The organism is Aeromonas sp. 601039 (genome assembly GCF_049174415.1).
Classification (GTDB): domain Bacteria; phylum Pseudomonadota; class Gammaproteobacteria; order Enterobacterales; family Aeromonadaceae; genus Aeromonas; species Aeromonas veronii_A.
On the sequence record NZ_JAAKTL010000041.1, the window covers coordinates 1 to 10,949 of the forward strand.

Annotated in this window: 10 protein-coding genes and 4 tRNA genes; 8 read left to right on the plus strand and 6 right to left on the minus strand. The window is 57.8% G+C overall.

Annotated elements, in window-relative coordinates:
• Positions 1-120: 120 nt before the first annotated feature.
• From G5195_RS19900 to G5195_RS19915, 4 genes are all read left to right on the plus strand, one after another.
• Positions 121-206: transfer RNA gene (locus tag G5195_RS19900), tRNA-Leu, on the plus strand.
• Positions 207-252: 46 nt separating this feature from the next.
• Positions 253-338, plus strand: a tRNA-Leu gene (locus G5195_RS19905).
• A 71-nt stretch (positions 339-409) separates the two neighbouring features.
• A tRNA-Leu gene (locus G5195_RS19910) sits at positions 410-495 on the plus strand.
• Positions 496-604: 109 nt separating this feature from the next.
• Positions 605-877: a late competence development ComFB family protein gene (locus G5195_RS19915; RefSeq protein WP_005343036.1), complete on the plus strand. Its 273-nt coding sequence runs from the start codon at positions 605-607 to the stop codon at positions 875-877.
• On the opposite strand, the gene G5195_RS19920 is transcribed toward G5195_RS19915, so the two are convergent.
• Positions 872-1,081 (minus strand): hypothetical protein, encoded by a 210-nt coding sequence (locus G5195_RS19920; RefSeq protein WP_005357820.1) that lies wholly within the window; start codon positions 1,079-1,081, stop codon positions 872-874. The two genes, G5195_RS19915 and G5195_RS19920, sit on opposite strands and share 6 nt — an antisense overlap.
• A gap of 301 nt (positions 1,082-1,382) precedes the next feature.
• Between G5195_RS19920 and nhaC the strand changes: the two genes are divergently transcribed.
• A complete protein-coding gene (gene nhaC / locus G5195_RS19925; protein ID WP_421236407.1) occupies positions 1,383-2,792 on the plus strand; it encodes a Na+/H+ antiporter NhaC in 1,410 nt (469 codons plus the stop codon).
• A gap of 138 nt (positions 2,793-2,930) precedes the next feature.
• On the opposite strand, the gene erpA is transcribed toward nhaC, so the two are convergent.
• The 3 genes from erpA to clcA all read right to left on the minus strand — a co-directional run bounded on the left by erpA (position 2,931) and on the right by clcA (position 5,544).
• Complete coding sequence (gene erpA / locus G5195_RS19930; protein ID WP_005340225.1) at positions 2,931-3,281, minus strand: iron-sulfur cluster insertion protein ErpA; 351 nt, start codon at positions 3,279-3,281, stop codon at positions 2,931-2,933.
• 87 nt (positions 3,282-3,368) lie between these two features.
• Positions 3,369-4,064, minus strand: a complete 696-nt coding sequence (locus tag G5195_RS19935; protein WP_005343032.1) for a DUF6776 family protein — start codon at positions 4,062-4,064, stop codon at positions 3,369-3,371.
• A 91-nt stretch (positions 4,065-4,155) separates the two neighbouring features.
• Positions 4,156-5,544, minus strand: a complete 1,389-nt coding sequence (gene clcA, locus G5195_RS19940; protein ID WP_040067313.1) for a H(+)/Cl(-) exchange transporter ClcA — start codon at positions 5,542-5,544, stop codon at positions 4,156-4,158.
• 244 nt (positions 5,545-5,788) lie between these two features.
• Between clcA and hemL the strand changes: the two genes are divergently transcribed.
• Together hemL and G5195_RS19950 are read left to right on the plus strand one after the other, a co-directional pair.
• A complete protein-coding gene (gene hemL, locus G5195_RS19945) occupies positions 5,789-7,075 on the plus strand; it encodes a glutamate-1-semialdehyde 2,1-aminomutase (protein WP_421236408.1) in 1,287 nt (428 codons plus the stop codon).
• A 217-nt stretch (positions 7,076-7,292) separates the two neighbouring features.
• On the plus strand, positions 7,293-8,108 hold the full coding sequence (locus G5195_RS19950; RefSeq protein ID WP_421223939.1) for a hypothetical protein: 816 nt from the start codon (positions 7,293-7,295) through the stop codon (positions 8,106-8,108).
• Here G5195_RS19950 and G5195_RS19955 read toward each other — a convergent pair.
• On the minus strand, positions 8,023-8,925 hold the full coding sequence (locus G5195_RS19955; RefSeq protein ID WP_421223938.1) for a TSUP family transporter: 903 nt from the start codon (positions 8,923-8,925) through the stop codon (positions 8,023-8,025). The two genes, G5195_RS19950 and G5195_RS19955, sit on opposite strands and share 86 nt — an antisense overlap.
• Positions 8,926-9,221: 296 nt before the next feature.
• Positions 9,222-9,971 (minus strand): DsbA family protein, encoded by a 750-nt coding sequence (locus G5195_RS19960; RefSeq protein ID WP_421210251.1) that lies wholly within the window; start codon positions 9,969-9,971, stop codon positions 9,222-9,224.
• A gap of 197 nt (positions 9,972-10,168) precedes the next feature.
• Between G5195_RS19960 and G5195_RS19965 the strand changes: the two genes are divergently transcribed.
• Positions 10,169-10,256 (plus strand) — tRNA-Ser (locus G5195_RS19965).
• Positions 10,257-10,949 lie beyond the last annotated feature (693 nt).

The following is a 10,949-nucleotide window of genomic DNA, read 5'->3' on the forward strand; positions in this document are numbered from 1 at the left end:
CGGAATTGGTAGACGCGCTAGCTTCAGGTGTTAGTGCCCCCCGGGTGTGAGGGTTCGAGTCCCTCTCTTCGCACCATGCTTCTCCAGACAGCATGTAAATCAAAACTGGTAACACAATGTGCGAAGGTGGCGGAATTGGTAGACGCGCTAGCTTCAGGTGTTAGTGTCCCACGGATGTGAGGGTTCGAGTCCCTCTCTTCGCACCATGCTTTATCCAGACAGCATGTAAATCCAGACTGGAAACCCGAATGTGCGAAGGTGGCGGAATTGGTAGACGCGCTAGCTTCAGGTGTTAGTGCCCCCCGGGTGTGAGGGTTCGAGTCCCTCTCTTCGCACCATGATTCTGACATGTAAAAACAGAGCAATGCGCTCCAACCGCATTTAAAAACCAGCTGGAGAAAATCAGTGTGCGAAGGTGGCGGAATTGGTAGACGCGCTAGCTTCAGGTGTTAGTGTCCCACGGATGTGAGGGTTCGAGTCCCTCTCTTCGCACCATTCATTACGCAAAAGGCCCATCACGAAAGTGATGGGCCTTTTGTTTTTACTCCTTGTTATGGCTATGCTTTTGACGACTCACCGCTCATCGTCATGCCAAGGAACGCATATGATACTGGATACCGACATTCACAACTTTTACGAACATCTGGTGCTCAAGGAGATTGAGAAACAGGGGCTGCAGCAAAAGCTAAACAGCGATCAGATGGCCGACCTCTGCTGCCTCACCCTCAACCAGCTTCCGGCCCACTATATTCGCCACAATGTCGACATGATCTACTTCCTGACCGACGCCAAGCGCACCGAAATGGAGAAACTGGTGGTCGAATCACTCAAGGTGGCACAGCAGAAGATCAAGCAGGCTCCCGTCAAAAGCTCATAACCAGGGCTGCTGCCAGAGCAGGGTAACGATACCGGTCAACCCGGCCACTGGCAGCAAGATCAAGGCGGGGCGCAATCCGGGCTCCAGCATCACCCAGGCAGCCAGCAGAAAACCGGCACTCCAGGTGCCGTACTCTTTATCCTGACCCCATGCGAGTACAGCCACCGCCACCAGCAACATCATACCCCGCAATATCCAGCGCATTGTTTTCTCCCCAATCAACAATTGATAATAATTATCATCTTCATCTACTGGGGATGCAAGTGGCGTCACAAGCGGGATTCGTATGTGACCCCTTGTGTCAACAGGCCGCTCAAAAACGGGTTATGAGATCAACTAATTTGTGATTTTTTCAATCAAATGTGCATTTTTGCCAATTTGATGGGGCTTTAACCCGCCGGGTTTGTGGTAGATTGCGGCCTCTTTTTGGGTTGCCTCCTCGGGATCGATGTATCCACAGGACGAGAGGGAGTGACCTTGGCGAGCAAGAGTTTAGGAAGTATCTATGCAAAACCAACAAAACCACATCCGACTACCGGGCATGGCACAGGTGTTTGCCTGTCTGGCCATTTTCCTGGCCCTGGCATTCTCGTTCACCAGCGTGCTCGATCTGCCGATCCAGTTGGCGTTGTTCATCGCCTGGTTCGTCATCATGGGGCTTGGCATCAAACTCGGCCACGATTACAAATCCCTGGAACAGGCAGCCGTTGACGGCGTTGCCAAGGGAATGGGGGCCATCCTGATCCTGGTCTCCGTCGGTGCTCTGGTCGGCACCTGGATTGCCGGTGGCATAGTCCCCAGCATCATCTACTTCGGCCTCAAGGTGATTCACCCGTCCATCTTCCTGCTGGCGACCCTGATCATCTGCTCCCTGACCTCGCTGGCCACCGGCACCTCCTGGGGCTCTGCCGCCACCGCCGGTATCGCCATGATGGGGATCGGCCACAGCCTCGGCGTGCCTGCGCCGCTGGTAGCCGGTGCCGTGCTCTCCGGCGTCTATTTTGGTGACAAGCTCTCTCCGCTCTCCGACTCAGTAGTGCTGGCTTCGACCATGTCCAACGTCGACGTGGTGGAGCATATCAAGGGGATGCTGCCTATCAGCCTGCTCTCCTATGTCATCACCGCCGTGCTGTTCACCGTGGTGGGCATGCAGTATTCGGGCAATGTCAGCCTGGAGCAGGTCAATCTGGTGATGGAGGCTCTCGACAACCAGTTCAACATCACCCCGCTGGCCATAGTCCCCGTGGTGCTGGTGCTGGGTCTGCTGGCCAACCGCAAGCCCGCCTTCCCGGTGATCAGCTTCGGCGCCCTGCTGGGCCTGATCTGGGCCATCGCCTTCCAGGGCATGGATCCGGTCAAAGCGATGCACTCAGCTTATAGTCCGTTTGCCATCACCTCCGGCATCGATTTTATCGACAACATTCTCGGTCGCGGCGGCATGGAGTCCATGCTGGGCTCGGTCGCGGTCATCATCTTCGGTCTCGGGTTTGGCGGCCTGCTGGAGAAGGTCGGCATTCTGGAAGTGATCGCCAGCGCCTTCGAGAAGCGCATCAAGAGCGTCGGCAGCCTGACCAGCCACACCATCGGCACCGCGTTTCTGGCCAACGTGTTCGGCTCAGCCATGTATGTGTCGCTGATCCTGACTCCCAAGATCATGGCCAAGAACTACGACCGACTGGGACTGGCGCGCAAGAACCTCTCTCGCAACGCCGAGTTTGGCGGCACCCTCACCTGCGGCATGGTGCCCTGGAGCGACAACGGCATCTTCATGGCAGGGGTTTTAGGAGTCGCAACCCTCGACTACCTGCCCTACATGTGGCTGAGCTTCACCTGCATCATTGTGACCATCACCCTCGCCTACATGGGCAAGGCAGTGAACCGGACCCCGCTGGTCGCGGCGGCAAGCTCCCGCTAAGCCATCCTGAAACAACAAAGGCGCCACCAAGGCGCCTTTGTTGTTTCAGGGGGGATGCTGTTTTACCGTCATCCCAGAGCCCACAAACAAAAACAGCCCTCGTTGCCGAGAGCCGTGTCATCAGACCGATAATGCCGATCAGATGGAGAAGCTGGAGCCACAGCCACAGGTCGTGGTGGCATTGGGGTTGGTCACGGTGAAGCGCGAACCTTCCAGACCCTCGGTGTAATCCACACTGCCGCCTACCAGATATTGCAGACTCATGGGATCGATCACCATGGTGACGCCATTCTTCTCGACTACGGTGTCTCCGTCGTTGATCTTCTCATCAAAGGTAAAGCCATACTGGAAACCGGAGCAGCCCCCACCCGTGATGTATACCCGCAGCTTCAGCTCGGGATTCTCTTCCTCGGTGATCAGGTTCTTCACCTTGTTGGCCGCCGCATCCGTCATCTGGATGGGCAGCGGGGCTTCTGCTACTGCACTCATTACTGACCTCACAACCATTAGATCCACAAACATGGAAACCGCGAAATTATCCAATACCCGACCATTCAGTTCAAGTATTCACCACGTTTAACCGGCAGCGGGAACCGGAGCAGGCGGTGCGGCGACCAGCGGCTTGATCACCTCGCCCCACTCAACCAGCAGCTCTTGCGCCGGTTGCCTGCCATCCTTGTTGATGGTGACACGGATCCGATCCGGCACAAAGCCTTCCGGCAACTGCCAATTCCCTTCCAGCAGCTGGAAATAACGCAGGGCATAACGCCACTCGCTCACCTTCATCCCGAGATCGCGGCCGGTTAGCGTCTTCGGCTTGTCAGCCAGACTCCCCTCGACCCGGATCTGCACCTGACCACGGAACAGCTCCCGCTTTTTGGCGGGCTGGGTCAGGGCGAGACGGTAGTGGTAACGACCGGGAATGCTGGTCTCCTGCAGGGTCAGGTTGTCGATCACCACCCCCACCTGTTCGCCGGTGGGGCGCATGATCCGCTCGAAAAAGGCCAACTGGCGTTTGAGCTCCTGCACCTGCGCCTCCTGACTCTTCAGGGTGGTCTGCAACTGCTCGAAGGCCGCTTTCTGGGTCGCCAGCTGGGTATCTTTCACCCCCAATTCGGTCTTGAGCTGGCCGATAGCCTTGCCCTGACGATCCAGCGTCTCCTGCTGTACCACCAACAGACTGCTCTGGGCCAGCTCCTGACGGTTACCGACAAAGTAACCAATGAGCCCGCCAACGGCTAACACGACCAATAACTTCAATAGATTGGACATAGCCCCTCATCCCGTTATCACGCCATTTACGGCAGCGCCTCTCCCTTCACTATACCGCCCTGACCGGGGCCAAAGGCGATAAAGGGAAAAATTAACTGGCCGTGGCACTGCCATCACCCCGCTTTTGACGCGCGGCGAGCCGTAAAGTTCGCTCCAGGATCTGGGAATAGATGGGCCGGCCACCCAGCCACTGGGCAACCAGAGTCGCCCCGACTGTGGTAATCATCATCGGCAGGATCAGCTGATAGTTGTCGGTCATCTCGGTGACCAGCACGATACCCGTGATGGGGGCGCGCACGGTGGCAGCAAAGAGAGCCCCCATTCCGGCGATGGCAAAGGCGCCGGGCTCGATGCCAAGCTCCGGAAACGCCGCATGAAACAGATGGCCAAACACCACGCCAAACAAGGTGCCCAACGCCAGGGTCGGCGCAAACACCCCGCCCGGGGCACCGGAGCAGAAGCAGATGAGGGTCGCGACCAGCCGCACCGAGAAGATGAGGAACAGGGTCGCCATCGCATACTCATCCCCCATCAGATGAGGAATAAGCTCTGTGCCGCCGCCCGTCACCGAAGGAGCAAACAGCGACAGCACGCCAAACGTTCCGGCGACCAGCATGCCGATGGCCACGAAACGGTGGCGCTTGTTCTGATGCAGCGCCAGATAGCCATCCTGACAGGCCAGCACCAGCTTGTTGAAGACAAAACCGAGCACCCCGAAGGTGGCCCCCATAAAGAGGAACAGCCAGAGCGCCTTGAGGGCTGGCGCATCGTAGTGGGGTAGAGTGATCACCGCCCCCTGCCCTTTCATGTTCTGCAACATCAAGGTCGCCATGATGGCGGAGATCCCCACCGCCTTGATGGCCAGAAAGGAGTAGCGAAACTGCGGCCGCATCTCCTCCATCACGAACAGGATGCCCGCCAGCGGCGCATTGAAGGCAGCAGCCAGACCGCCCGCCGCACCGGCGGCCAACAGGGCATGGCCATGTTCCTTGGGCAGTCGGAAGATATCCGCCACCATCTTGCCGAGGTTGCCGCCGATCTGTACCGAAGGTCCCTCCCGCCCCAGCACCATACCGGAGCTCAGGGTACAGATGCCGCCGAAGAACTTGACCGGCAACACTCGCCACCACCGCACCGGGCGCAGATCGTCCATCGCCCCCTCGATCTCGGGAATGCCGGAACCACCCGCTTCCGGGGCAAAGGTATGAGTGAGGAAGTAACCGACAAATCCCAGCAAGGCGCTGAAGCCAAAGCCAAGCAGACCGAGCTGCCACCAGGGACGGTCTGCCAGCAAGGCGATACGTTGTTCTGCCAGCCAGTGGACACCAGATTCGAACAGGCCGCACACCAGTCCGGCCAGGGTGCCGACCAGCGCCGCCAGCAGCAGCACCAGCAAGGGCATCTTGTCTTGCCGGATAATGCGGGAAAGCGGCCCCCGCGAAGAGGTATCGGCTTCAGAGGAGAGAGCTTGTTGCGCCATCTTGTTACACCAACTTGGAAAAACCATATCGTCAGCTAGCTGAGATCAGGATCACCCGGCGCGTTGCTCGGCTGCCCAGGGCTGGGGCTTTCTGCTATAGTCGGCCCGTTAAATTTTTGTCACGGGAGCAGACCGAGAGTCCGGGTGGCGAGAGCGCAAAGCATACTCCTGATGCTCCGGCCTGCCGAGTCTCAATCGGCTGCAATCCCTTGTGTGACGACCAAAATCCCATTAAGGATGATCCATGTCAAAATCAGATCAGCTGTTTGAACAGGCCCGCCAGACCATTCCGGGTGGCGTCAACTCACCGGTCCGCGCCTTCAATGGGGTCGGCGGCACGCCCCGCTTCATCGATCACGCCGATGGCGCCTATCTCTATGATGTGGATGGTCAGGCCTACGTGGATTACATCGGCTCCTGGGGCCCCATGCTGCTGGGTCACAACCACCCGGCCATCAAAACCGCCGTCATCAAGGCCGTTGAGAAGGGGCTGAGCTACGGTGCGCCGACCGAGATCGAAGTGCTGATGGCCGAGAAAGTCCGCCAGATTGTCCCCTCCATGGAGCAGGTGCGGATGGTCAACTCCGGCACCGAAGCCACCATGAGTGCCATCCGTCTGGCCCGTGGCTACACCGGCCGCGACAAGATCGTCAAATTCGAGGGCTGCTACCACGGCCACGCCGACTCCCTGCTGGTCAAGGCCGGTTCCGGCGCCCTGACCCTGGGTCAACCCAACAGCCCGGGCGTTCCGGCCGATTTCGCCAAGCACACCCTGACCAGCGTCTTCAACGATCTGGATTCGGTGCGTGAAGCCTTCACTCAGTACGGCAGCGAGATCGCCTGTATCATCGTCGAGCCGGTCGCAGGCAACATGAACTGCATTCCGCCGGTGCCCGGCTTCCTAGAAGGGCTGCGCGCCATCTGTGACGAGTTCGGTGCCCTGCTGATCCTGGACGAGGTGATGACCGGCTTCCGCGTCTCCCTGCGCGGTGCCCAGGGCCACTACAACATCGACCCGGATCTCACCACCCTCGGCAAGATCATCGGTGCCGGCATGCCGGTAGGTGCCTTCGGCGGCAAGAAGAAGGTGATGCAGCACATCGCCCCGACTGGCCCTGTCTATCAGGCAGGAACTCTCTCCGGCAACCCGGTGGCCATGGCGGCCGGTCTGACCATGCTGGATCTGCTGCTGGAGCCGGGTCTCTATGAGCAGCTGAGCGCCAAAACAGCTCGTGTTGCCGAGGGACTGAAGGCGGCCGCAGCCAAACACGGTATCCCGCTCGCCATCAACTATGTGGGCGGCATGTTCGGCTTCTTCTTCACCGACGAGCCCGAAATCACCCGCTACGAGCAGGTCACTCGCTGCGATATGGAACGCTTCAAGCGCTTCTACCATCTCATGCTGGAAGAGGGCGTCTATCTGGCGCCGAGCGCCTACGAGGCTGGCTTCCTGTCACTGGCTCACGGCGACAAGGAGATTGAACACACTCTGGCGGCCGCCGAGCGCAGCTTCGCCAAGCTGGCTGGCTAAATCGCCGCTGGTTGTCGCAAAGGGCCCGTCACGGGCCCTTTTCTATTGCAGTGCATTCATCACCACACAGCTCTTCGATACGCCCATTTCTGGTGCATTCCCCCTTCATCATCCGTCGTTTTGTCATCCTCTGGTGCAACTTACCCCGCCATCCCTGTCATAAAGCAGGCCCACTATTTGCACATTCACCACAAGAGCCCACGTCACCGAGGTCCATATGGCAGAGATGAGCCCCATCGATGTGCTGCGGCGCTATCAGGAGTATCAGGAAGAGCTGACCCCGCTACTGCAGGGTCTGCTCAGCGCCCCCCTTGTCTCGCTCAAGGGGTATCCCTTTGTGGTCAGCATTGACCACTATCAGGGGCCGATATGCATCCAGCCTGCGGCACCGGCCGCCCATAACCGGTTGCACCTTATCGTGCAGGGGCAAGGACGAGAGATCACCGTCTGTCTGAATCAGCTGATTGGCTGGTTGATGGGAGACAGGGAGCGCCGCCGCGCCATGCCTTGGTTCAAGGCGGTCTATGTGGTGCTGAGCATGGCGCTGTTTCTCATCGTCGCGACGCTCATCTGGCACGGGCTGGAGCAGATCTACCAGCTGTTGTGCGGCGAGCAGCAGAACCAGCTCGGCGCCTTTAGCGCCATCATCTTCCTGACGCTGGCACTGGCGGTGTTCGATCTGGGCAAGACCATTCTGGAAGAGGAGGTACTGCTGCATAAGGATATCTTCCGCCACAGCGCCATTCGCCGCACCATCACTCGCTTTATCGCCGCCATTCTGATCGCGGTCTCCATCGAGGGGCTGTTGCTGCTGTTCAAGGGTTCGCTCGGCCAGAGCGAGCTGCTCTGGCCTGCGGTCGGGGTGATGGGGTGTGCGGTGGGGTTGCTGCTGGCGCTTGGCCTCTATGTCTATCTGGGGGCCAAGGCTGAAGCGGCACTGGTACAGGCTAGCCTGCGCTCTCCAACGTTAGCTGCACAGGGGAGCGACGCGCCGCCCGCCAAGAAGCGTACATGGTCCAGGAGGTATAGATGACGATAAAGGCAACCAGCCACTTCAGCATCTCCATATCCATGGATTTGACCAGCATGGCGGCCAGCACCACACCGATGGGGCCAAAGATGGCTACCGCCAGCACCGCCTTGGCATCGAACGCCCCTTTACGGATAAAGGTGCCTGCGGAGAAAACGCTAAGCACGGCGGTGGAGCCCATCATGATGGGAAACGCCGCCAGCGGATTCATCCCCAGCAGATAAACCAGCGTCATGCAGGGAGCAAACAGGCCGATACCGACATTCATCAGCACCCCGAAGATGAAATTGCCAAGCAGGGCGATCGCCAGCTTGTAGCCGCTGAGCCCCATCGCATCGCCGCCTACAGGGAAAAGCCCCAGCAGACCGGCAAAGATAAGCCCTGCAACGACCAGTAAGGAGATAGCCATCACCAACCGGATGGTCTGCCGATCAAACGAGGCCACATGACGAGCGCCCCAGGCCGCGCCAGCTGCGGCGGCCATCATCATGCTGATCAGCGTCAGCGGCTCCACTGCGACTGCACCGACGAAGATCAGCGACTGAGTCACGGTCGGCAGCACGCACTGCCCATTGAGGGTACCCGGCAGTACCCGATCATCGATCAGCTTGAACTGCTTGTAGCAGGCGGTCTTTACCGCAAAGCTGCCCACCCCCAGGGTATCGAGGAAGTTGGCAACCCCACCGATCAACGCCACCGGCCAGAAGGGGGTCGCCTCAAAGGCTCCACTCTGCTTCTTCCGCCAGCAGGCTTGTACCAGCATAAAGATGAATACGAGGCCTCCGGCTATAAAAACCAGCCGTAAAATATCAACTAACATAGGGGTTTCTCCTGCAACGGGCGGCGATTCTAAGACAAGCAGCAGAAAAAATCTTGACCGGAATTAAGCAATGCTCACGACACGCCTCTGCGAGGTGAAATATTTATCAATAGACTCCGAACGACTCTGCTAATACTTGTTACTGAGGCCAACAGGCCGGGTCCTGAGCACGTTGTTATGGTCCTTTCGCGACGACCACTTGTGCCAAAGGACATAATAAAAAAGAGGGCCGGTAGTGATACCGACCCTCTTTCTGTATCTGGCCGGGGCGCAGGGCCCTCGACCATGACAACCGCTTATTGAATGCTCTTGCCGGCACGCACGTCCTTGATAAACCCCTTCAGGCTGGCCAGATCACGGGGAGCACCGCGCAGGATCTGATCACCGATGATGAAGGCCGGGGTACCGGAGATACCGAGCGCTTCAGCAAGGGCACGGTTGGTACCGAGGTTCTGATCAATGCTGCCATCCTTGATCTTGGCCTCCACCTTGCTCCAGTCCACACCAGCCGCCACAGCCAACTGCTTAACCTGTGCTTCATCAGCGAGCGGGCCCTGATGGCTATAGAGCTTCTCGTGGAACGCCTGGTATTTGTCAGGCTGACCCAGCTGGACCGCCAGCGCAGCACGGGCTGCGAAGTAGGAGGACTCGCTCAGAATGGGGAACTGCTTGTAGATGTACCGGATGTCTTTGTCTTCCGCCATCAGCTGCTTGACCAGCGGATGGGCCCGTTTGCAGTAACCGCAGTTGTAATCAAAAAACTCCACAATAGTCAGCGACGCCTTCGGATTCCCCATCTCGGGATCCTGATTGGCATAAAGCTGCTTGGAGTGAGCCTTGATCAGCACCTTGTCACTCTCGGCCTGCTGGCTCTCCTGCTTGGCACGCAGTGCATTGGACATCTCGACCAGGATCTCGGGATTCTTGACCAGATAGTCGCGAACGATTTGCTCGACATCGCTTTTGGTCAGCTCGCTTGCATGTACCGGCGTCGCCAGCAGGGTCACGCCAGCCAGCGCGCAAAACAGGGCATTTTTAATAGTCATAACGTTATCTTGCAGAGGATATGATAGAGGCCACTATAGTGGTTGAGTCTGTTTTCAAGTCAAGCTATCTGGCCAAAAAAGCGCTTGATGAGCCATGATTGCCACTTTTTCATGTCATTTAGCGCAATTAACCAGCAATCAAACCGGACAGGGATTTACAAGCCGGATCAGCATGGTAATATTCGCCGCACTGCTGCGGAGGGGTGGCAGAGCGGCTGAATGCACCGGTCTTGAAAACCGGCGATGGGCGACCATCCGTGGGTTCAAATCCCACCTCCTCCGCCATTCATACCGAGCCCATGCAACCATGTTGCGTGGGCTTTTTATTTGCCTCCGATTTGTCATTCCTCATAGATCTCAACACATTAGCCTTCTTCAGCGCCCCCATTAATTTTCCCACCTGCAGGCTCAATAGCCACCACAAGATCCCCTACCAACATCTAACCTCTGCGTTCCTGCGGGTATCCCTTCCCAATTCCTTATTATCCCAAACAACAAGGACCCAAAGCAGCAACCACTGCGCCTGCGTGTTAGCACAGCCAACACACTCTCTGGCATAACGTCAGTGGGCGACTAACAAAATCATGGACAAACAGAGGGCTCAAAAAGAAAGACTTCAGCTAACACAGGACGCAGATGCCCAGGAAAGATCGCAAGCAAGAGATCGTAGCGTACGGGCGAGCATAGGATTCGTGGATCATGACTACGCCAGAGCCGCCATACAGAGCGACAGCGGTTCAGTGAAGAAAGAGTACCAAGCGGAACATCAGGCTATTTGTGGAACCAGAAAGCAGCTCCGAGTAACAATAAGAACAGAGGAAAGGAGATAGGGCCGGTAAAAAATCAGGCTACCTTCTGAGTTTCAGGTAATAAAAAACCCCGCTCGATGAGCGGGGTTCTTAAATTGGGTGCCTGGCAGTGTCCTACTCTCGCATGGCGAATGCCACACTACCATCGGCGCTACCGCGTTTCACTTCT